The 23,171-nt window shown below is 43.1% G+C and carries 22 protein-coding genes and 1 tRNA gene; 8 read left to right on the forward strand and 15 right to left on the reverse strand.

The genetic code is table 11. The annotated features are described in order from the left end of the window. Positions 1-20 precede the first annotated feature (20 nt). The 7 genes from pth (at position 21) to A9E74_RS09700 (ending at position 4,784) form a co-directional block, all read left to right on the forward strand. Positions 21-593, forward strand: coding sequence for an aminoacyl-tRNA hydrolase (pth, locus tag A9E74_RS09670; RefSeq protein WP_069296422.1), 573 nt, complete (start codon positions 21-23; stop codon positions 591-593). 103 nt (positions 594-696) lie between these two features. Then, entirely contained in the window at positions 697-1,788 is a 1,092-nt protein-coding gene (ychF, locus tag A9E74_RS09675) for a redox-regulated ATPase YchF (RefSeq protein WP_069296423.1), read from the forward strand. Between the two features lie 61 nt (positions 1,789-1,849). Continuing rightward, positions 1,850-2,914 carry a phospholipase A gene (locus tag A9E74_RS09680; protein WP_069296424.1) on the forward strand — a complete coding sequence of 355 codons (1,065 nt, stop codon included), beginning with the start codon at positions 1,850-1,852 and terminating at the stop codon, positions 2,912-2,914. A 57-nt stretch (positions 2,915-2,971) separates the two neighbouring features. Further along, positions 2,972-3,048: transfer RNA gene (locus A9E74_RS09685), tRNA-Met, on the forward strand. Positions 3,049-3,273: 225 nt separating this feature from the next. Then, positions 3,274-3,657 carry a hypothetical protein gene (locus tag A9E74_RS09690; protein ID WP_069296425.1) on the forward strand — a complete coding sequence of 128 codons (384 nt, stop codon included), beginning with the start codon at positions 3,274-3,276 and terminating at the stop codon, positions 3,655-3,657. A gap of 80 nt (positions 3,658-3,737) precedes the next feature. Continuing rightward, a complete protein-coding gene (locus A9E74_RS09695) occupies positions 3,738-4,301 on the forward strand; it encodes a hypothetical protein (protein WP_069296426.1) in 564 nt (187 codons plus the stop codon). A gap of 48 nt (positions 4,302-4,349) precedes the next feature. Continuing rightward, positions 4,350-4,784 (forward strand): hypothetical protein, encoded by a 435-nt coding sequence (locus A9E74_RS09700; RefSeq protein ID WP_069296427.1) that lies wholly within the window; start codon positions 4,350-4,352, stop codon positions 4,782-4,784. Positions 4,785-4,787: 3 nt separating this feature from the next. Here the strand turns inward: A9E74_RS09700 and A9E74_RS09705 are convergent, their stop codons facing one another. Together A9E74_RS09705 and A9E74_RS09710 are read right to left on the reverse strand one after the other, a co-directional pair. Beyond that, entirely contained in the window at positions 4,788-5,531 is a 744-nt protein-coding gene (locus A9E74_RS09705) for a hypothetical protein (protein WP_069296428.1), read from the reverse strand. A gap of 86 nt (positions 5,532-5,617) precedes the next feature. After that, the gene (locus A9E74_RS09710) at positions 5,618-6,595 is read right to left on the reverse strand and encodes a hypothetical protein (RefSeq protein ID WP_069296429.1); all 978 of its coding nucleotides are present in this window, start codon (positions 6,593-6,595) and stop codon (positions 5,618-5,620) included. A 184-nt stretch (positions 6,596-6,779) separates the two neighbouring features. On the opposite strand from A9E74_RS09710, the gene mscL reads away from it, so the two are divergent. After that, entirely contained in the window at positions 6,780-7,181 is a 402-nt protein-coding gene (mscL, locus tag A9E74_RS09715) for a large-conductance mechanosensitive channel protein MscL (RefSeq protein ID WP_069296430.1), read from the forward strand. Between the two features lie 107 nt (positions 7,182-7,288). Here the strand turns inward: mscL and A9E74_RS09720 are convergent, their stop codons facing one another. From A9E74_RS09720 to A9E74_RS09780, 13 genes are all read right to left on the reverse strand, one after another. Then, positions 7,289-11,437 (reverse strand): EAL domain-containing protein, encoded by a 4,149-nt coding sequence (locus tag A9E74_RS09720; protein ID WP_245652134.1) that lies wholly within the window; start codon positions 11,435-11,437, stop codon positions 7,289-7,291. 205 nt (positions 11,438-11,642) lie between these two features. Beyond that, complete coding sequence (locus A9E74_RS09725; RefSeq protein ID WP_069296432.1) at positions 11,643-12,638, reverse strand: vWA domain-containing protein; 996 nt, start codon at positions 12,636-12,638, stop codon at positions 11,643-11,645. A gap of 12 nt (positions 12,639-12,650) precedes the next feature. Continuing rightward, positions 12,651-13,223 carry an MxaK protein gene (locus A9E74_RS09730; RefSeq protein WP_245652135.1) on the reverse strand — a complete coding sequence of 191 codons (573 nt, stop codon included), beginning with the start codon at positions 13,221-13,223 and terminating at the stop codon, positions 12,651-12,653. Next, positions 13,220-14,197 carry a vWA domain-containing protein gene (locus A9E74_RS09735; RefSeq protein WP_069296433.1) on the reverse strand — a complete coding sequence of 326 codons (978 nt, stop codon included), beginning with the start codon at positions 14,195-14,197 and terminating at the stop codon, positions 13,220-13,222. Before A9E74_RS09735 ends, A9E74_RS09730 begins: the two co-directional genes overlap by 4 nt. Continuing rightward, complete coding sequence (locus A9E74_RS09740; RefSeq protein WP_141696792.1) at positions 14,194-15,132, reverse strand: hypothetical protein; 939 nt, start codon at positions 15,130-15,132, stop codon at positions 14,194-14,196. The genes A9E74_RS09735 and A9E74_RS09740 overlap by 4 nt, the downstream gene beginning before the upstream one ends. Before the next feature lie 19 nt (positions 15,133-15,151). After that, complete coding sequence (locus tag A9E74_RS09745) at positions 15,152-15,982, reverse strand: DUF58 domain-containing protein (protein WP_069296435.1); 831 nt, start codon at positions 15,980-15,982, stop codon at positions 15,152-15,154. Next, positions 15,979-17,013 carry an AAA family ATPase gene (locus A9E74_RS09750; RefSeq protein ID WP_069296436.1) on the reverse strand — a complete coding sequence of 345 codons (1,035 nt, stop codon included), beginning with the start codon at positions 17,011-17,013 and terminating at the stop codon, positions 15,979-15,981. Before A9E74_RS09750 ends, A9E74_RS09745 begins: the two co-directional genes overlap by 4 nt. An 81-nt stretch (positions 17,014-17,094) precedes the next feature. Then, positions 17,095-17,373 carry a methanol dehydrogenase [cytochrome c] subunit gene (locus A9E74_RS09755; protein WP_069296437.1) on the reverse strand — a complete coding sequence of 93 codons (279 nt, stop codon included), beginning with the start codon at positions 17,371-17,373 and terminating at the stop codon, positions 17,095-17,097. 119 nt (positions 17,374-17,492) lie between these two features. Further along, positions 17,493-18,077: a cytochrome c(L), periplasmic gene (gene moxG, locus A9E74_RS09760; protein ID WP_069296438.1), complete on the reverse strand. Its 585-nt coding sequence runs from the start codon at positions 18,075-18,077 to the stop codon at positions 17,493-17,495. Positions 18,078-18,125: 48 nt separating this feature from the next. Beyond that, positions 18,126-18,923, reverse strand: coding sequence for a methanol oxidation system protein MoxJ (gene moxJ / locus A9E74_RS09765; RefSeq protein ID WP_069296443.1), 798 nt, complete (start codon positions 18,921-18,923; stop codon positions 18,126-18,128). A gap of 177 nt (positions 18,924-19,100) precedes the next feature. Continuing rightward, positions 19,101-20,987, reverse strand: a complete 1,887-nt coding sequence (locus tag A9E74_RS09770) for a methanol/ethanol family PQQ-dependent dehydrogenase (protein ID WP_069296439.1) — start codon at positions 20,985-20,987, stop codon at positions 19,101-19,103. Positions 20,988-21,191: 204 nt separating this feature from the next. Further along, a complete protein-coding gene (locus tag A9E74_RS09775; protein ID WP_069296440.1) occupies positions 21,192-21,845 on the reverse strand; it encodes a response regulator transcription factor in 654 nt (217 codons plus the stop codon). 47 nt (positions 21,846-21,892) lie between these two features. Next, on the reverse strand, positions 21,893-22,861 hold the full coding sequence (locus A9E74_RS09780) for a sensor histidine kinase (RefSeq protein ID WP_069296441.1): 969 nt from the start codon (positions 22,859-22,861) through the stop codon (positions 21,893-21,895). Positions 22,862-23,171: the final 310 nt, after the last annotated feature.

The following is a 23,171-nucleotide window of genomic DNA, read 5'->3' on the forward strand; positions in this document are numbered from 1 at the left end:
TTCAGTCGTCGGGAACCGTTATGACAAACTGGATTATCGCCGGTCTGGGCAATCCCGGTTCTCAGTATGAACAAACCCGTCATAATGTCGGGTTTTGGTGGTTGGATCAGTTGGCTAATGATTTGAGGCTAGGTTTTAAAACCGAGTCACGCTTTCATGGCCAACTGATTCAATACACAACCCTAGAACATAAAATCTGGTTAGTTAAACCACTCACCTTTATGAATCGCAGCGGACAATCTGTTGCGGCACTGGCCAATTTTTACAAAGTCCCTCCAGAAAATATTCTTGTCATTCATGACGAATTGGATTTACCTGCAGGTACGGTCCGTTTAAAACGTGGTGGCGGCCATGGTGGTCACAATGGTTTGCGTGACATCATCAGCCAACTAGGCAGTAAAGAATTTTTACGTTGCCGGATCGGCATTGATCATCCCGGTAACAGCAAGCAAGTGGCAGATTACGTGTTGAGTAAACCCTCAGCAACGGATCGAGAGAATATCCTGACAAGTATTGATAATAGCCTACGGGTTTTACCAGAAGTACTCAGTGATAACCTCGACAAAGCCATGAACTGGCTGCATTCACAGTAATACATGTTTAATTTCACGCTCGGCAGATAACTTTGACGTCTCGGTTCGACGCGAGTTAAAAGTAGTTAAGTCGTTCTATATAAATGAACCCTAAGGATTTTTCATGGGATTTAAATGCGGTATCGTCGGTTTACCTAATGTAGGCAAATCCACTTTATTTAATGCGCTGACACAAGCGGGAATCGAAGCGCAAAACTACCCGTTTTGCACAATCGAGCCCAATGTTGGCATTGTGCCGGTGCCTGATCCACGAATGGATAAACTGGCGGCCATTGTGAAACCGCAGCGCGTTTTACCGACCACGATGGAATTTGTCGATATTGCTGGACTGGTAGCAGGTGCTTCCAAAGGTGAAGGCTTAGGTAATAAGTTTTTGGCCAATATTCGTGAAACCGATGCTATTGCTCATGTTGTTCGCTGTTTTGAAGATGAAAATGTCGTTCATGTGGCGGGCAAAGTATCACCGGTAGATGATATTGAAGTTATCAATACTGAATTGGCGTTATCGGATCTCGAATCCGTCGAAAAAGCTATTACCAAAACCACAAAAGATGCCAAAGGCGGTGATAAAACTGCCAAGGCACGTCTGGATTTATTAATACAGATTCGTGAACATTTAGATCAAGGTTTACCGGTTCGGGCAATGAATCTGGATGATGATCAATTGGGATTATTGACCGGTTTGCATTTACTGACCATCAAGCCCACGATGTATATTGCCAATGTGGCTGAAGATGGTTTTGAAAATAATCCAGCTTTAGATGCCGTAACCAATTTAGCAGAAAAAGAAAATGCCATTGTGGTGGCTATTTGTGCAGCCATCGAATCGGAAATAGCTGATCTGGCTGATGAAGATAAAGCCGAGTTTCTTGAGGAACTTGGTCAGGAAGAACCGGGTCTGAATCGGGTGATCCGTAGCGGTTATCAGTTATTAGGTCTGCATACCTATTTTACCGCCGGAGTTAAGGAAGTTCGTGCCTGGACGGTAGAAGTCGGCGCGACAGCTCCTGAAGGAGCTGGTGTTATTCATACCGATTTTCAGAAAGGCTTTATCCGCGCTGAAGTTATTGGTTATGAAGATTTTGTTCAGTATAACGGTGAGCAAGGCGCAAAAGATGCCGGTAAATGGCGTTTGGAAGGTAAAGAATATGTCATCAAAGACGGTGATGTAATGCATTTCCGATTTAACGTTTAATCCAACATACTGTCTTCGTCATATATGTTTGTCGAGGCGCTCTGAATCTTAAGGAATAATCATGAATAAATGGTTTGTCGGTGCGTTGTTGGCACCTTGTATGATGAGTGTGGCGTATGCGGATCAGACAATGGATTCATGCATGCTGTCTAAAATGGCCACCTCTGATGAGAGTGTGACAGTGGGCAATATTCGTGAACTTTGTACTGCAGAAATTGCGGCGCAAAAGCCAAGTGAAGTTGCACCGGTATTGCTCTCTGATATTCCTGAAGATCAGCAGCCAAGTATTTCCGTTGTAGATGACAGTACAACTATTCAAACAGCAGATGGGTCGGCTTTGTCCCGTCGACTGCTGTTGGAAAAAACGCAATCAAACAATCCATTTGCATTCTTACCGCATCGCCCGAATTACTTTATTTTCAGCAATAATCTTGGTTCGGCCAACGAAGCACCTTTTGATGCTGCCGATCCTGATCGTGATTATGATTTTCAACCCTGGGAAAGCAAATTTCAGATCAGCTTAAAACTACCAGTGGTTCGAGGATTGTTTGATGGTCGTGCAGACGCATTTATTGCCTACACCAACCGTTCTTTCTGGCAAATGTTTAACAGTGACAGCTCAGCCGCATTTCGTGATTCCAATCATGAACCGGAGGCTTGGCTGTCTTTTGCTAACGACACAGAACTGTTCGGTTTCAAAAACTCATTGATTAATGTGGGTATCAATCATCAATCTAACGGTCAGAGTGGTGAACTTTCACGTAGCTGGAATCGCGTGTTTGCCGAGTTTGTTGTCGAAAAAGGAGATTTCTATTTCTCCGCGCGTCCTTGGTATCGGGTTCCTGAACGCAGCAGTTCAGATGACAATCCCGATATTGAAAAATATCTGGGCAACTTCGATTTCACTTCTGTTTACAAATATGGCGATCATAGTTTTGACCTTATGATACGCAATAACCTGCGTGGCGATAATAAAGGTGCGACTCAGCTTGGCTGGAGTTTTCCTTTGTATAAAAACTTCCGGGGTTATGTGCAATGGTTTAATGGTTATGGTGAGAGTTTAATTGACTACGACCATCGCACAAATAGTGTCGGTTTTGGTATCCAGTTCAGTGACTGGTTGTAACGCTATCGCTAAATTGTTGATATTTACGGCCCAGACAAGTAAAATGCTCGGCTTCGTGGCTACATAGCTCAGTTGGTTAGAGCACATCACTCATAATGATGGGGTCCCTAGTTCGAATCTAGGTGTAGCCACCACAAATTCAAAAACCTGCTCCGGCAGGTTTTTTTATGTCTGTAATATTTCATCTGAACATTTACCCCTAAAAATTTCCTGATCGATTGTCAGGGTAGAGCTTATCTCAATAATGACTTCCTGAAATAAATAGGGAAGATCACCTCAATTATAGCTCGGTAGAAACTTTGAAAATTACTACCTAGTCTGCTTTTGGTTCACCTAACTTATCATTCTGGAGTTAATTCATGTCCACTAAGCCGGTCTATGCCGTATTACTCAGTTCTCTTGTCGGGATATTTTTTACCATCAATAGTTTAGCGATAGCTGGGGATGATGATGGTAGTCAATATGTTGAGTTTTATGAGGAGTCAGATGAGGACTGTGAAAAGAAAGGTGGCGCTAGAATATTTGTTAAAAACAATCATGCAGAGCAAATCCTGGATTTGCATTTAGATCGCTATTTTTATGATGTGCGGCAGGGGGGGCGTTCGATGTTCCCTTTAAAACCTTCTACTTCGCAAGCCTTGGGGTGTAGCCGAGTGTTTGACGCTGAGCAGCGATGGGAATTGGTTTCAGCAACGTTTATCAGTGAAGTGGCGGTTAAAGAGCGTTACGGAGATTTTGAATAGTCAGTGAGTCATTAAAAACAAATCAGTCTGAGTTGTGATTGAACACTTTTAAAACTGTGATTGGCAAACGGAGCATACAAATGACCATATCAGCTTATTTGGCAAGCATTAGACGATGGTTGTTTATCATGTCTGGCTGCATAACTATCGTGGTTTTAACTGGCTGTGAAGATGATACACCACAACAGTCTCTTGAGTTTGAAGAACAACAGCCTTCTTATGCCATTGTTAAGCCGGTCCCACAGAATTTACAGGGTGGAATGCCCACAGCAAAACCAGCAGAAATGTTGTCTGTTGCAGATCCAACACCTCCTGAACAATGGTTATTAACGCTTTATCTGGGCAAACCGGATGCAGATGAAACGCGAGATATAGGTTATTACCAGAAGCTGTTGTCATCTATTAAATCACATGTGCATGAGCAGCCTCGTGTCATTGCCAACCGCACAGTACAGACGACCCGGCAATTACAGGAAATGGGTATTGAAGCTGATGAAGATCAGCTTCTACAGGATTTTGCGGACCAATTGAAAACGACGACGGGACGTTATGTTTACGGAGAGTTGTGCGCTAATTATAGTAATTTGAGACAACAGCAATTAAGCCACCAACAGGCAATGCAGGATCTCTTGGAGTCACTCTAATCTATCTTTTTCAATCGCAAGTATTGCGTCACCACTGGAGTCTTAGACATGCAGGATATCATCCAAGGTTTAATGGTTTGGGCGGTGACTTTAACCGGATATCAACAACCAGTGGAACCGCCAAGCGTTGAGGCGGTTACTCACCAACAACTGGTCAAAACCTTATGTGATGATCAATTCTGTACGGCGGTGGCCTACTACGATACGAAAACTCAGACTATCTATCACGACGAGCGAATGCAGCTGGATCTGGATCAAAGTGCCAGAGGCTTTATTGTTCACGAAATGGTGCATTATCTGCAGGATTTAAATGGTGAATTGGTACCGGAGGAAATGAGTTGTGAACAACGTATAGAAAAAGAACAGGAAGCTTATCGGGTTCAGCGGTATTTTTTACGAGAACATCGGCAACCCACCTTTCAGCTTGATCTGGCGGTTTCTGTGTTAGCCAATGTGTGTAAAAACACCAAGGCCATCGATTAAGGCTTAATGTATCGGCAGATCAATGTAATCATCTTTGAGATCAACCGCCTCTATCAGAACGTTACTTACCGATGTTGGGTTTTCACTCAATGGAGGATCGTCACATCCACTATGGTAATGCTCTATCCTGAATTCATCAGGAGAGTTTTGATCAAACAGAATACGAAATGAATTATGTTCACTGTGCTCGCTGAGTGTTGCACAGTTTTCCTCAACCAACGGAAACCTGCCGAATAAAGTAGTTGAGCTATTATCTAGAGATATCAGGCTCAAAGTTGTCTCATTGCTGCCTCCCATTCCAAAACCGCCAATCAGAGCTAATTCGTCCAGCCCATCCTTATTGATATCAGCAACGGAATACAAATGATGGGTGCCGCCAGCAAATACAATATTACGAATCAGCTGCTCATTTTCGATGATGGCGAGTCCCATATTGCTGCAACAGCGTGGCCATAAACTAAGTAAATACAACACAGCGGTTTGTTTACTTTCCGGCCGAGTGAAATTACCTTCGGTGCTGGCCATGATTCGGAAATCGTCTTCGTAAACACTATTCTGTTCGAGCCAGTAATTCTTAGCTTGGTCGGAAGCTTGCAAAATAGCGGGATGTGTTGCCCAGCTACTTTGATCGGTTCTTGCCAATGATTGGCGACCATCGCCAATGAGATAAAGCTTGTCTGTTTGCTGAGCCTGACTGATATATGGCAAGCTGAGGCAGAGCAATAAGACGATTGAATAGTTATTCATTACCCTGCCTCCTATGCTTTTTCTGCAAGTCATTTCAATCAAGTAATAACATTTTTTACTTTGTCGATTAGTGCCGGTATAGCTGTTTACTCCGGTTTTTTCTCATCAATATCAACATTATCAATGCTGAAAGTTGGTTCTTTGCGTGCTGTAGTTTTGGGTTTTTCAACGGCCTTTTCAGGGGCAATAACCACGGGTTCTTTGCGCTCGGTTTTGGTTTCTTGCACGATTATGGGCGCTTCATCCATCACTACAGGATCTTTGCGATGAACATTATTCTGTCTGGCTGCTTCCAGGCCTGGTTTCATGCCTTTAGGAAGTTCATCGAAAAATAAAGGATCCAGGCGGCCATTGATATAGCTTAATGGCTGAGCAAGTTTTTGTTGCTGACAGTAGCGAATAACACCGATAAGCACCTGACGAATAGCTTCAATATCCTCCAGATCATCCTCAGTAAAATAAGCAGCCAAAAAGCTAAAACGGTTATCGAGGGCAAATGGCAGGATTTGACGCCATAGACTATAAAGATCTTCGACTTTAATTAAGTCACTTGATACGGCTCGATCCAGATGGCGGAACCAGAATAAAATCTCATCCATTACGCTGGCCGTCAGTAAATCATCCTGATCGGTTATCACAATCATGCGATCTCCCATATGCCAGGAGGTTTGAATATTTTGTGGTGCATGCCAGCGTATGTCTGGAGTAAGGGCCAGAGAAAATTCATAAACCACTTTGGCATCAAAAGTAGATCGGTTAGTCATCCAGACTGCTGGTTTGGTATTGATAGCCAGAAATTGACTTTCCAGCTCCTGCAATAACTGTTGGCGTTGTAGCTCTTTGTTGTTTGTAGATGCTGGATTGGCTCGTCGTTTAACCATCCACAATAAAAATAATCCGACCAGTAACATGCCCGAGAGAGTGAGCAATACGGTAGAAAAATATAACGCCAGGTCTGATGACAGTTGTGCCATCTGTTCAGCTGACAATGCTGCAGAATCGTCAGAGCTCGCAACGTTATTGAGAATGTCTTCAATGCGTTTTTGAAAAAAACCAATTGCCATAAATAGCCTTAATAGATTTGTCGATGTAACGAATAAAACGTCGTGGAAAGAACAAGAGACAGTTATTGTCCGCTAATTCTTCCAAAGAAAATTTTTTTATGTCATATATTCTAAACTGCTGATATAAAAGCCGTAACAATCAATTTTGTTGGGAAGTTTATTTAGTTAAAAAAGGAGAGAGATGATGAGCATGGTACAAGAATTTAAGAAATTTGCGATGCGCGGTAATGTAGTGGATATGGCAGTCGGGATCATTATTGGCGCGGCTTTTGGCAAAATTGTTTCTTCATTTGTGTCGGATGTGATTATGCCGCCGCTGGGTTTGTTGCTAGGTGGTGTGGATTTCAAGGATCTTGCGATTGTGCTTAAAGAGGCGGTAGGCGAAACGCCAGCAGTTGTTATTGCTTATGGACAGTTTATTCAAACTATTGTCGACTTTGTGATAATTGCCTTTGCTATTTTCATGGCAATCAAAGTGATGAATAGATTGAAAGCTAAGGAAGAAGCGGCTCCAGAGGCGCCACCAGCACCGACTAAAGAAGAAATTCTGTTAACCGAAATTCGTGATCTGCTCAAAGAGAAGTAAGGCTTAAATTAACAAACCGGATGTCATTTGATATCCGGTTTGTAATCTTCAAAAAACATACTGCTTGAAAATACACATTGGCTGAATGTCTGCCGGTTTATCATTTATTATGCTGGTGAAGCCAGAAGCTGTTGTATTTCTGCGTACAAGTTTTGTAAATCATCAATACCTTTTCGGGCTAACGCGATTTCGTTCTCTTCAAATTGGTTACGCAAACTGGCTGCAGCATGAAACAACTCGTAATAGGCTAGTTTGAGGCGATCCAGCCACAATTGATTAAACAATTCTTCCTGTTTCCCTTGTTCCAACCAATGAGTAAAGTGGCTGCGTTTAGGGTTCATTAACGGCCAGTTGCTGATTTGAGCGGGACTACTGCGAAGGTTATCAATGACCAGTTGCAGCCATTGTTCTCCCTGCATTTGCATCAATGTTAGCAATCGCTGTTGAGGTGATAATGAATTGCGAGCATGATTCAACCAGCGGGGTTCAGGTTGGTAGTTGTGCATCCATTGAGTTAACTTCTCTGCAGGCATGGGCTGGGCAATGATGAAGCCTTGAGCCATATCACAGCCAATGGTCATCAACATTAAACCATGCTCTACACTCTCAACACCTTCGGCAATTACCTGATGTTGAAAGGCATGACTTAAACCAATTACACCCTCAACAATAGTAAAGTCATTTGGATCATCCATAATGTCGCGGACAAAACTCTGATCGATTTTAATCACATCGACCGGCAAATGCCGCAAATGGCTTAACGAAGAATAGCCCGTACCAAAGTCATCCAAAGCGATTCGAACCCCAAGGCCATCTCGGCAGGTGCCGATAATCGAAGATATGCGGTGGATGTCGGTTAACACACTGCTTTCCAGTACTTCCAGTTGTAAATACTCTGCTGGTAAATCCTGATATTTCGATAGCAGTCTTTCGAGCGTGTCAAAAAAGCCAGACGATTGCAGATGATGTGCAGTAATATTGACACTGATTTCGATCATCCGACCTTGTTGATGAAAGCTCAGTAATTGTTTCAACGTTTGGTCGATAACCCAGTTACCGATACGAATTTCCAGATCGGTGCCGGCTAATGAACTGAGAAAAGTTGGTGGTTCGAGAATGCCGTGCTCCGGATGATCCCAGCGAAGCAGGGCTTCAGCACCATAAATACGCCCATTGCGCATATTGATTTTAGGCTGGAAGTACAGGCAAAACTCATTATTGGCAAATGCCAGGTGCAGATTATTTAATTGAGTGCGTTGCAGTAAAATTTGCTTGTCATGTATCGCATCAAATATCGAATAACGATTTCGACCATTTTGTTTAGCCTGATACATTGCCTGATCAGCATGACGTAACAATGTGTCGGCATCAGCCTGATCTAATGGATAAAGCGTGACGCCCATGCTGGCACCTAATTGGATTGTATCGCCATCAACTCGATAAGGCAGTTGAATGGTGCGTAATAGTCTGCTGACTAAGCGCTCACAATGTTCTAACGAGCTGATGTCATTCAGCAAAATAGCAAACTCATCTCCACCTAATCTTGAAGCTGTGTCATCCAGTCGAATACACGCTTTGATGCGCTGAGCTACCTCAATCAACACTTGATCGCCTATTTTATGACCGTAGTTGTCATTGATTGGCTTGAAGCCATCAAGATCAAGAAACACAACACCTAAAAGACTATGTTGACGAATGCTGTGTGCGATAGCCTGTTGGAATCTGTCCGCAAATAATGTGCGATTCGGCAATTGAGTCAGCATGTCAAAATGCGCCATCATTTCCAAGGCATGCTGCTGCTCTTTGATTTCGGTGATATCTGAAAATAAACCCAGATAATGCAAGGTTTCCCCATGGTCATCAGTTAAGGTCGATATGGTTAATAACTCGGCAATTAATTCGCCATTTTTACGACGGTTCCAGATTTCTCCCTGCCAATAACCTTTCTCAATCAGGCTCAGCCACAATTCCTGGTAAAAGGTTTCACTGTGTTTGCCCGACTTAAACAGAGAAGGTTGTTGATTAACTACTTCCTCACGGGTGTAACCGGTGATGTTACAAAATGCCGGGTTTACATCGACAATTCGACCATCCGGATTGGTGATCAGAATGCCTTCATGTGCTTGATGAAATACCCGGCCAGAGAGTTTCAATTTTTCTTCAGCAAGCTTGCGTTCGCTAATGTCATAAAAAATAGTGATAAACACATTGGCATTGCCATCTTTAATGACTGTGCTGGAAATCAAAACTTGTCTGGCTTGCTTTTGTTGCGTCAGTATTTTTACTTCAACTGCCTCACCTCGATAAGGAAGCGGTTGCTGTAAAGCTTCGGCCACAAAGTCATTCCACATTTTTTTGATCTTCAGGCGATAAAGCGGATCAGGATAGGCAAGTTCAAACCATACATCCAAGTTCGGTACTTTAGTTTCATCAAAACCGAAGCTTTCGACAAAAGCCTGATTCATATAATGAATTTTGTGTTTTCCGTCAGATATTACATGAGGTATTGGAGAGGCATTTACGATATTGCGTAATTTAGACTCGTTACGGGCTAATATCTCGCCAGACTGCTTGAGGCGGAAGATCCATACGGCAAAAACCAGAATAATGGCAATGATGGACAATGTAATATTGATAATCGTTGTTCTGGAGATGTCGTGGTTAATCGTCAGCCCCATCCAGTTTTGTTCTATACGTTGTCGTTCTTCTTCACTGAGCGTGTTCAGAGCCTTATTGATAATGGATTGCAGCTCAGGGTGCGAAGGATTCACGCCCATGCGATAGGCATTGTATTGACGGGTTTGCCCGGAGAATTGCAGGTTAATCAGATTGGCTTGTTTGATTGCATAATTGGCATAGGCGGCATCACCGACATAGGCATCTGCATCTCCTGTGGCAACTTTCTTTAGTGCTTCAATGGTAGTGTCGGTCAGAAGCAGCGCTATATCAGGGTAGTTCTGCGCCAGATTTTCCTGAACATGGTAGTTTTTTTCCACTGCTACCGTTTTGCCCTTTAGGTTTTCCAGACTGCCGATATAACCAAAGCGGTTAGCATTGACGATAACGACGGGGTTTGTAATGTAGGGTTGACTGAATAATAAATATTCAGACCGTTCTGGGCTCATATTCAAACATGACAGCATATCCAGCTCGCCACGTTGTGCCATCGCGATTATTTCATGCCAGGGTTTATCTGCAATGATCTCAAACTCCACGCCTAGCTTGGCTTGCAATAACTGGATATATTCTGCCGCAAGACCTTGATAATGGCCTTTGTCACTCATCCATTCATAGGGGGCAAAGTCACGATCAATACCGAGTTTGATAACCGGATTATCATCCAGCCAAGATTGTTCCTCTGGCGTCAGTCTTAGCGCGGCGTTTGACTGATAAATAAATCCTTCTAATTGGGACTCAGATAACGCAGGGGCAATATTCAAACGTTCGTAAATTTGAGCACTACGGCGTAAACGTGCCGGATCCAACTGTCCTAGAGGAATCAACTCGGGCAAAATCAGTTTCTTAATTTCACGGGCTTCATGTTGTAGTTGTTGGCGACTGGCCTGACTGCCGTATTGATTGATGATCAAGTCAATCAATTTATCGGGATTATCAAGTGCGTATCGCCAGCCCTTTAAGGTTGCCCGTCGAAAACGATCAGCTCGGCCAGGATGGTTACGCAGCTCACGGTCGCTGGTAAATAAAATGTCGCCGTAAAAATCAAAACCATAGCTTTGCGGATTAATAATGTTAACTGAAACACCCTGCTCCGCCAGAGTAAAGAGTTGATCGGTTCGATAAATTGACATGACATCAACTCGATCATTAATCAAACTGTCGAGTTGTTGATCTTGAGCAATAAATTGGTAGTCTTCCGGCGAGATGCCAGCATCAGCAAACATGGCAAGGAATACTGCATCATTGCCCGCTGAATCATCAAACATGAGACGTTTGCCAATCATTTCGTAGGGGCTGATGATTCCTGATTGGGCTTTGCTGACCAGTACTAATGCGTCGTGTTGAAATATAGCAGCCAATGCTCTGACAGGACTGCCAGCAGCATACTCGGCTAATAACCCAATACCACCGACGCCATAATCTGCACGGCCACTGCTGACTTCATTTAATACATTAATACCGGGATGACGTTCGCGAAGAGTGACCTGCAGGCCTTCTTGCTGATAATAACCTTGATCAATAGCCGCATAAAAACCGGCAAACTGAAACTGATGCCGCCACTTGAGTTGCAGGGTCACTGAATCAGCCGAAGCCGCATTTGCTTGAACAAAAAAGCTGCTAGCAAAAAGGGTAAAGAGTAACTTTATAGTTAGTTTGTAGAGGGTGACGTGCATGTGATTCGTCTTAAAAAAGCTTGCCGATAATAGCAAGAATTTCAATTTCTTGACGAATTAATCCACCGATAAAGTATTGATAGGTTTGATTTTAATCATAATTAATTAACTAACTATTAAGTTTGCCAGACATTATTTTTCTCGATTTATGTTTAAAAGAGAGCAAGTTCTCTGGCAGATACGCTAAAAACAAAAAGATCAGCGCCAACGCGGCAGGGATAAAACTTAAATCTGTTTGGCGGATTTGTCGTTGAGAGAAGTCTTCATGGGTTATAGCGTCATACAATTCATTAGCACTCTGCAGATGGTGATAATGCAGTTTTGCTGGTTCAGCCAATGATTTTAAATAATCTTCTTTAACGTTGGAAAGATGCTCACTACCGGCACGAGCTTGATTGCCCCATGGGGCATTCCTCGGTACATAACCTTCAATTTGACTGGGGTCTTCTGGTAAGCCGAAGGTTGTGCCCTGAGGTACATCCTCAGCGGTATAGAAGCCTACCTGTAGACCTTCTTCATCATATTTTGGGATCCGGCTCAAAGCATGATCACCAGTGCCAATAATGATACCTTTGATGGGATTACGATCTTCTTCTGCGAATTGTATCTCTGCCAGATCCGGCGCATAACGGGAATTCATCGGCGGAGCTTCTTGACCATCGGTAAAAAACACTAATGTGGTGTTGCTTAGTTCTACCGTATGTATCAATTCAAGTGTGTTCGCCAAGGCTTGAATGATATTACTATCCGCCACCCAGGCCATCCGCCAATCTATTCGCCTAATGCTCTCACGTATTTCGGGGTAGTCTGAACAGACTTCCATTGGTGTATAAAGTAGCGTCGGCATGCGTTCGGTAAACACACCTAGACCAACACGCGATCCGCATGGCAGTTTTTGTATAGCAAGCAATGCATCTGCTTTGACTTTTTCCAACCGGCTTATCGGATCTCCGTTGTTATCCTGGTAATCCTGAACATTCATGCTTCGGGTAATATCCAGCATAAAAAAATAATCATATTTTTTACTGGGGAAAGGCAGATTGGGCATCAAAACCGCAGTTAGCAGTAGCAGTGCTGAACTGATAAGTAACCAGATGGATTTCATCAAACAAATACCTCAGGGCAGCCCAATTGGAAAGCCGGGCATAGCAGACCATAGTTCTGTGCTGGCATCTTGAGACTCTTCGCTGATAGTGACATCCCCCATTGGCAAATCTCGCGATAGGCGCTGTGCTGCTTCTAAGTTGTATTTTGCTTCCCAGAATGTCGGTTGATTTTTTAATGAAGACCGATAGAAATCTTTTGCTACATCGGCCATTGCCACAGCGCGATCAACATAAAGATTTTCTGCTAAATCAATAGCCTGAGATAAATAAAGGTTGCCAAGGTTATAGTGAATTTGCACCAACTGTTGCTGGTTAGCAAGGCGTTCCGTAGCGCTATAGGTTTCAACAGCTTCATCAAATAAATTTAATCTGCGCTGCAGGTGGGCGTAAGCAATTCTAACCTCAGGTGATCGCATATTTAATGCCTCCATATCAACCATTTCACCTTGATTGAGCAGGGAGATTTGCTGATTGATCTGCTGTTGCTGCTTTAATGTGTAAAGGTTATAAACCAATCCGCCAATAACCATAATTGTCAGCAAGCTAATCAGGTGAATAAGTTTATTTCGGTTTAGATAGATCATTTTGCCTCCAGCGCTTTGATGCCGACTAAAAGTAGAACTGCAAGCAGGGCGCTCAAAAAACATAAACGCGTTAAATCATTGCGGGGAATCAATTCGTTATAAACCAGTGGCAGGCTTTCCAAATCATCTAATTGATCGATGGCAGCTTCAAGCGATTCCGGGGTATCTACTTCATAGGCGTGATAGGGAATCGGCAAGGTACGGAAAAACTGATCGAGATAGCGCTCAGGCATAACCCGAGGATTATCATCTCTTGCCGAACCCGGCTCAGAAGTAATGCCCAAACCGTTTTCGGTACGCAGGAAAAACCAATATAAACTGACTTGATAACGTTCAAACCACTCACGAAGTACCCGCTGCGCACGGTGGTCCAATGTTGCTGCGCCATCCGATACCAATACGATGACGCGAGAGCCGGTATGCGGTTGATCCTGGAAGTAACTCAGCCCCATGCCTAAACCTTTAGCCACATTGGTAAATGCGAGGCCGGGACTGGTCAAACTGTTAATTGCCGCTTGGGTAGCTGATTTGTGTTCGGTGAGTGGGCTGATAAAAAAAGGTTGGGTACTAAATCCAACAACCCCGAATAAATCATGTGGACGTTCATCTACAAAATTGGATAACAAACGACGCGCCACCTGACTTTTAGCCGGTGTGTCTTGATCGGGTACTTTGCCACCAAAGGTCTCATTCATACTGGCACTGCGATCCAGTACAAAGACGATATGTGCGCCGGTACCAGTGCGAGTGAAGGTTTTTTCTGATTGGTACATTCCCGCCAAACCCAACACAATGCCTGTGAAGGCTAATAGACCTAACAGTTTGATGATTCTGTTGGCCCAGCGAGTGACGTCTGAGGCTGGAATTAACCGATTCCAGCTTGCCAGTCGCTTATGGAAGATTCCACCTAAAAAAGGCAACAAGGCAAATAGCAATAAAATAAGTGCCCAAGGCTGGGCAAACGCGATGTTCATGATTTTTTCAGAGCCAGTTTTTCGGCGCCGGCCAATTGTTTGCAAAGACTCAATAACTGATCGAAGTCTGTTGGGTCACCCTTTTTCTGTTCTGAGTAAAGTGTTTCGGCAGAGAGCTGATAAAAGTTATCAATCTTTTCTTGATAGGCTTTTAGTTCTGGGTGCTGTGACACAAAGTCCTCTATTTGATGGGCAAATAATGCTTGTTTCGCACGACGATTAAACGCTCGATGAACGGCTTGTAATGCCTGGCTAAAAGCCGAGTCTTCAGCGTGGTACTTACGTAGTTTTTTTACTTCATGAAAGGCTTGTTGAAAAGGCGAACGGGCAAATGAAAATAGGTAGCCATTCAGACTTAACCAGAAAATGACCAAGATAATCAGGCTAACCGCCAGTATCCATATTTGTTGTTTCAGGTTAGCAGTTGAGATCGTTGTGGGACGCAGATCTGCTTTCATAAAAGCATTTTGTGTTGAATCACTGGCGACGCCACGCGGCACAATCTCCTTAATTGGAGACATGGTAAAATCCCAGGCAGGGATGGCGATTTGATGCGCATTATCGTCAGCGGTAAATCGAACGGCTAATGACGGAATGGTTAATGCTCTGACATCAAGAGGGGCATAAAATGTTTGAAAGGTGAAATGCAAACGATAACGACGCAGTTGATCGTTTTCACTAATTAATTGGTAATCGCTGTTCAGTAACTCCAGCCAGTAATCCAGGTCCCCATTGGGGGGTAAGGAAGCGGGTGTCAAATTGTAGTTCGCGGGGACTTGAACAACATAATAATGTTCAATGATGTCACCTACCACGATACCGAAATCCCTTCCTAATGATTGTTCGACGATGCCAATATGGGGGGCTGGTTCAGCATTAATCGGACGGATAAACATCATTAAAAACAGCAAAACAATAATGTTAGCCTTATTCATATTTAGATTTAGAAGTGGATTAATGACCATGAAAATATTCACTCATGTTTTGTGCTGAAAATTGATCAATCATCCAAAAGGCTCTGCTGTTATATTTTTGAAAAAGTTTATTGAGGAATAACTTGCGATCAACAAACGTTGATTCAATAAGTTTTTTTTGCTTTGGAGTGACAAAAACCAAACGATTTTCGCCAGTTTCAGCATCCCGCAGTTGTACAAAACGCCATAACGGAAAATTTTCATACTCAGCAGAGCGCCAGATAACAATCGGTACCAGATAATGCCCTGACAAGCTGTTGAAAACCTGATGCAGCTTTTCGTTGCTCCAATGAAAATCTGATAACAAAAATATTAATGAGCGACGAACAGGTAATAAGCGGTCGATATCAGCAAAAGCATTTGCAGAGTTGTGATGTTCTCCATTCCCTAAAGCAGAAAAATACTCTGTTAAAGTTTGCGGATTCGTTACAGAGTGAATTGAATCGCTAAATAAATAACTTTGATAATGGTCGTTGCGTGCGGCAACAGAACAGGCAATGCTCGTCTCGCTCAAATTCAGCAGATCAGCTTTTCCGGGGATAGTCATTGAGTCCGAACCATCAATAAAAGTGAGCACGTCAAGTTTGCTGCGTTGTCGAAAGGTTTTGACATAAATGGACTCAAACGGATCGGTTACGCTGCTTGCCAGATCAATCCGAGCAGGATTGGGATCGGCTAAAAAAGCTGATTTTTTGTAAAAATCACTGCCTGGTCCCTGACGTTTGCTTTTATGTTCACTTTCGCGCAAGGCATTGAGCAAAAATGGGGTTTTATAATCAAAGACTAAATGTTGAATATCACGCTGATTCATGGAGATGGAATAGTATTCAGTACACCACTGATCAGCTCTTCGATAATGGCTTCACCGTTATAGTTGTATACAGGATTGAGAAAAATACGGTGTTTGCTGATTGCACGTATAACAGCATGAAAATCTTCAGGGATAACATTGTTGCGTTGTTTCAGCCAGGCATTGGCTCTGGCGCATCGCGCTAAATAACTTATGCCGCGTGGCCCCATACCGCCTAAGACTAATTTTTCACTATCGACATCACTTATCTGGATGTTGTAGTCCTGTGGGCGACGTAGCGCCTGACACAGGTGATAAGCATAATCCTGAACGGCATCACTGGCGTGGATCTGTGACTGAATCGCCGTGGCAATATCATTTAATTGGTTAAACGGTAACACCGCTTTATCAGCGCTATCGACTAATTTATCCGCATCGTAATAGCGGGTATTGAACATCAATTCCTTGAGTTGAGCTTCTGCTTTGGGTTGTTTTATATGCAGTTCCATCATAAAACGATCACGCGCAGCAGCGGGTAATTCAAAGGTTTCGTCTTTTTCAATTCGGTTCCTATCGGCAAAGACTTGCAGATGCGGAAAATGAAACGTTTTATTAAATGCAGTGACACTACGTTCAGCCATCACGCGTAGCAATAATGAATGTACTTGAGGTCTGGCGCGGTTTATTTCATTAAAGAAAAAGATAGATAAATCTTCACCGTGCTTCAGTAATGGGCCTTCACTAACAGCAGGTTTACCGTCACTGGAAATATGCGTGTAATACACCAAATCATGAGGCATTAAATCTATCGTGCCTTCAATACGCTCAAAATCTCCACCCAAACTCTCTGCTGCCGCTCTTAATAAAGTTGTTTTACCTACACCAACATCACCTTCCAGCAGAATATGGCCTCGGCAAAATATTGCTAACACCATTAGTTCAATGATGTTTTCCTGGCCTAAAATTGTCTGGTTGATGTTGTTTTGCAGAGTGACGGCTTGTTGATGCCAATCGCTTAGATAGTTATCAGAGTATGTAGCAGCGTTGCTCATGAGTTTATGCCTGGACAGACGGTGATGTCATTAATAAAAAAGAGGCCAGTTGTTACCAACTGGCCTCACTTAGGTTTTGGCTTAGTAAGACCACTTACCCGTTTGTTTGAAGTTTTCTACACGCTTAGCATTACGTGCTTCCATCGCTTCCATTGCACTGGTTTGTTTGTCCAGTTCAGTTTGGCTATGTTTAGGATCAAATTTAGATCCTTTGATTTTTTCAGGAAATCCTGGTTTAGCTTCCCAGCAGTTGCCTGATGCTTTGCATTTTGTACCGTCGTAAGCCATTGCTGATGACATGCCGAAGGTTAACAAGATTGCTGTCGCGCCAGTTACGGCTAATGTTTTAATTTTCTTCATATTTCTCTCCTTTTGGTTTTGACAACATAATGCTTGATAGCGTGGTTGCCCTGAGCTGGCTAAGGCCACGCTATCAATCACTAATCTTTAAAATTTGTCTTGAGACACATTTAATTTCATTAATGTGTTTTATTAAAATTTTCTAAAGCTTCTTTGAACTCGGCTGGCATTTCCGCAGGAACCAATTTGGCGCGTTCCTCTTCAGGTAACCACAGCGCTTTTTCTGGCTCATCCCAATAAACACTGCGAACGTAAGCCATAACCTGCAAAATCTCATCAATACTTAGGTTGTTACGTTGCGGCCCCATCATTGCCCGTGCACCGTCATAAATGATTTCAAAGAAACCTTTGTCATAACGACCTGCAGGATAAGTCCAATACGCATCACCTAACGCTGGGCCCAATTTGCCTTCTACATGGTGACCATGACAGCCTGAACATGCTGTCATATAAAGGTCTTGGCCGATTGTGATGGCTTCTTCATCCTGGTTGTAAAGATTTTCTGCTGTTTCCATAAAATGTTTTACGGCTTCAGTTTCTTCACCTTTTTTACCAAATGAAAAATCAATCACATCACCTGTTGTGGCATTACGAAAGGTGACTTGAGCTTCTGCAGTCATTGGCGTCAAGCTGACAGCAGTAATCATCGATAAACCCAGCAGGCATGCTGCTTTACTGGTTAAACTTTTTACATTTTTAATCATAGTGTTTAAGTAGTCCTGTTGAATTAAAAGAGACTGCATGACAAGGCATCAAAGCAGTGGAATCCCTTCTTTTTTGAGGATGGCATTTATCTTCGGTGCAGCATCAGCCAAACCTTTATTTATTGCTTCCAATAAAGCCTTGTCATCTTCACGAACCGCTACAGATTGATCGTAATGTTGAACAATGCCTTCACCATTTTTAAGCTCACCAAATTCTGGTGATAAGACCATTTTTAGTGGTGTACTTGAGTCACGGACATATCGAGCTACTTCTGGTGCCCATAGATGAGCAATATCGCCATTACCTGAAGTGACTTCACCAATTAATTTGGTGGGTTCTAGGCGAACGTATTTATTACGTGGAGATTTGTAGCCGGATAAGGATTTTGTGTAGTTGAAATTACCTTCAAACTTTCCAACTTCCCGTAGCATGACTTCAGACGGGCTGCCTGGAATAACCACAAAACGATTGAGTTTTTGAATATCAGGACTATCCCAGTCACTGATTTCGAGATTTTTATCGGCACGGTAAACAAAAACATAGCCTGATTTATAGTAAGGCTGGCTAGTCGCAACGCGCGGGTCATCACTATCCACACCCATAACGACATCGCATTCTTTTCTTAGTAAATGTTCGGTTACCAGAAAAATCGCCGCCTTATCGGACCAGACAAACTCCAGAGGCATATCCATACTTTCTGCGAGAACTTTGGCGATTTCGTTTTCAAAACCTTGCTGTTGCGTGTTTGAGTAAGGCATTTCATTGCCTGCCGCACAGACTTTTAGTGTTTCTGGTATTGCATTGTTTGCTTGAGCTGGGCTCAGTACAGTGAACAGTGAAGCCATAAGCAGGCTGCAATGAGTTAATAATTTTGTGCTGCCCACTTTCTTTTTGGTTTGTAATTTATTGTTTAGCATGTCTTACACTCTCAGAAGGGGCTGGCAACACAAGCTTTGTGTTGCCAGCCGGATTGAATACAACGATATAACTCGATACAACCAAGTTATATTGAGAATCAGTGATTACATTTCGTATTCACCAACGCTCAAGTCGTCGTAAGGTCCTTTACCATCCAGAGCAAAGACCATCAGACCACCACCCATTTGAGTGTTACGTGCCAGTTCTTTAAAGGCACCTACAGCACCCAGACCAGCGGATGGATCGTTCAAGTCAAATACCAGACCAACAGCAGGCCAACCACCTACACCATAGTTAATGGCAACGTATTGAATGCCATCATGGGTGTAAGTCATTGGATGACCGATAGCGCCTGAAGGAAGTTTGAATTTCCACAGCAAGTCACCGTTGTCTGCATCACGAGCTTTGATGAAGCCATCCAATGTGCCGTAGAATACCAAGCCACCAGCGGTTGCCATGGTGCCGCCCCAGATTGAGAATTTTTCCATTTTTTCCCAAGCGAACTCACCAGTAATGGCGTTGTAGGCTTTAACCTGGCCAGAACCGATACCACGTTGACGATCACCTTTAGGTCCAGGATAGCTCCATACGTTTGCACCTACGAAGAATTGACCTGCACGGTAAGGCAGCATGAACGGTTCCCAATCCATACACAGATGGTTCAGACCGAGATAGAACAATTGTCTTTCTGGATCATATGAATCCATACCTTGGTTGTGGAAACCCATGGCTGAAGGACAGATATCACGTGAACGGTGACCCATTCTGGTGCTGAATTCTGGATCACGAATTGGCAGACCTGTTTCCAAATCTACTTTTTTCACCCAGTTTGCAGTGTCATCCATTTTGTCTGCAGAAACCAAATCACCTGTTTCACGATCCAGCGTGTAGATAATGCCGTTACGATCCGGGTGAGTCAGTAATTTACGCATTTTGCCGGATTTGTCTTTTTGCTCAGAAAGCATCATGACGTTAACGCCAGCGTAGTCCCATTCATCATGTGGTGTTTTTTGGTAACCGAATTTAGCTAAACCGGTATCCGCATCACGACCCCAGATAGTCATGGTCCATTTGTTGTCGCCTGGACGCATGGTTTCGTTCCAAGGAGCAGGGTTACCTGAACCGTAGTAGAACATTTCTAAATCAGGATCGTAGGCATACCAACCCCAGTTAGTACCACCACCGATTTTCCAGGCTTCGTCTTCCCAGGTTTTCAGACCCAGATCTTTTTGACCGTAATGTGGGTTAGCACTGTTGAAGTCTTTTGCTAAACCAATTTCGTCATCAGGACCTGTTGCATACCAACGCCAAACCATTTCACCAGTGTGGATGTCAAATGCTGTGACGTAACCACGCACACCCAGTTCAGCACCTGAAGAACCTTGGATAACCAAGTCTTTAACAACAAACGGTGCTTGTGTTTGAGTTTGACCAACACTGATATCACCGTTTTCAACTTGCCAATGCACCGCACCTGTTTCAGCATTTAATGCTACGACATGTCCGTCCAATTGGCTTTTCAAGATCATTGCAGGTGTTTTGTCATCGCCAGGCCAATAAGCCAAACCACGGTTAACGACGTCACAACATGCTACTGCGCGAGCAGCAGGATCTTGTTTTGGTTTATGTTCCCAGACGATAGTGCCAGGATCTTTTAAGTTGATTGCGAAGGTATTGTTTGGGAATGGTGAGTGGATGTACATCATGTCACCAATAACCAGAGGAGCACCTTCATGACCACTTAAAACACCTGTGGAGAAAGTCCAAGATGGCGCCAATTTACTGACGTTCTTTTTATTGATTTGTTTTGAAGAACTGTAGTGATCAGCAGAATAGTTTTTACCCTGCATAACCCAGTTAGCTTCGTCCTTTTGAAGTTCAACCAGCTTGTCATTGGCGAAAGCAACGCCTACTGTCATCATGCCGATGACAGAGCTGACCAATGCAGCTGAACCGGTTTTTGTTAACCGGCTTAGTTTTTTCTCTCTCATATATCCTCCTATTTTAACTGGATGTCAGCTTGCGCTGACCCTGTGTCTCAGCACACATTCGAAAATGCGGCTGTGCACCGGTAATATCATCAGTTTTTAAAGGGGGTGGGGGATAGAGAGTGGCGCCATCTGTGTTATAGGGAAGACTTCACATAATTGTCAGGGTTATAGGCTTTTTCCGTTATTTTTAGGGGATGTAAGCCTTTATTGATTGTTAGGCGGGTGAATCAAACCAATTTTCTGTGCCAGAAAAATAATGTCTGCCAGTTTGGTTGTGCCCAGTTTTCGCATCATATTCGTCTTATAATTAGAAACTGTTTTTGGTGCCAAAGTGAGACTCTTGGAAATTTCCTCAATACTCATTCCTTCAGCCACCATCCGGAAAACAGCGAATTCCTGATGAGATAACGAGTCGATTTTCTGATCGGTTTTGATCAGCTTTTCCATCGCAATAGAACGTGCAACTTCGGCCCCAAGATAATGACGTTTTTCAGCGACGGCCTTAACCGCTTCAATTAATACATCAGAAGAACAGGATTTAGTAATGTAACCCATAGCGCCTAGTTCAAGAGCACGCATGGCGAGCGTGGTTTCTTCATGCATGCTGCAAACCAGAATACGAGCATCTTTGTCCCGGTTACAGATCCTGCGGACACACTCCAACCCACCTGTTCCAGGCATGGTCAGGTCAATAATGCATACTTTTGGTTGTAACGCGATAAATGCCTGATAACCATCTTCTGCATTTCCAGATTGGCCGATAACTTCAAATCCAGCGGATTCGAGTAATTGCTGATATCCCTCCCGAAGGATGGCGTGATCATCAATTAATAATATGGTCGTTCTCTGCTTGTTCATTTCTATAATTGCCTCATCACATATGTGAAATTAGATCCTGTCGATATTCATAACGGAATAGTTAAAGTTAAAACGCTACCTGTCGGTTCTGCTTGATGCAGATTGAACTGACCATGAAGAGCGTGAACCCTTTCTCGTATGCCAATTAGTCCCAGACCTTTACCCATGCCTTCAGCTGGGTCGAAGCCTTTACCGTCGTCACGAATGGTCAAACTGATGTCGTATCCATGTATGGATTTGTTCTGGGTTACTAGATGAATATAGATGTTATGGGCATCAGCATGACGCGTAATATTGGTGAACGCTTCCTGTAAACAACGGTAAACCGTCAGTGCTGTGTCATACCCTACCAGCTTGTCATCAACATCTATGTTTATATCAATGGCGTAATTCGTAAATGACATCTGCCACTGAGAAATAAGATCTTCAATAGCTGCAGAAAGCCCAACGGTCTCCAGACCGGGTGGTTTGAGACTGCGTAATTGAGAACGAGTGACATTGCGAAGATAGCTGGCACTGTCCTGAATGGTTTTGAGTATTGCTTGAAGTTTCGGATCTTCAGTTTTGTATTTAATTGCGACAGAAGCATTTACATCAATCGCTGCCAGGTATTGTCCAAAGACATCATGCAGCTCTGACGCTAAGTGATTCCGTTCTGCTTCTCTAACCTGAGTTATATGTTTAATGAGGGCTCGGTTTTGTAACAGTAGCTTTGCATTGTCTGCATTTTGCATTTCAAGCTTGGTTTTAATTTCGAGGTTACGTTTCAAAGTTTCCTGCAATTCGATGTAGCGTCTTCTGCCAAACCACATCAAACCGGTGCTTAGCACCAGCAAAACAAAAATAATTTCATCAAGCTGATAAAACTCACCAAGTGCTGCCCAATTAATCCAGCGCTCGGCTAAGTCGTAATATCCAGCAACAAGATAAGTTAGCAATGATGCAGCCACAATGATCGCTAAATCAGTTTTGCCCCTGTTTTTCTTATCAGTTAGGGATAATTTAGGTGACAGCATTCAGACTAAGTCCATATATAACTTTAAAATTAAACACCTATTTTATGATGATTAATTTTAATATGTATATGCCAATATTGATGATAAATACAAAAAAACATAAATCAGGAAAAAGTCATAACAATAAGCGTGACATATTCCCTATCTCATATAAGTCAACTGCTCTATTTGGCCGCTGTGCACTGTCTGTAGGATAGGGCGAGTTTTTATTGGAGCACATTGTTAATGAAAAAACTTTTTAATACGCTGGCCATGTCTGCCTTTCTGGCACTCTTCTCATTCAATATTGCTTACGCTGATTCAAAGCTGC

It is taken from the genome of Methylophaga muralis, assembly GCF_001720165.1.
GTDB classification, from domain to species: domain Bacteria; phylum Pseudomonadota; class Gammaproteobacteria; order Nitrosococcales; family Methylophagaceae; genus Methylophaga; species Methylophaga muralis.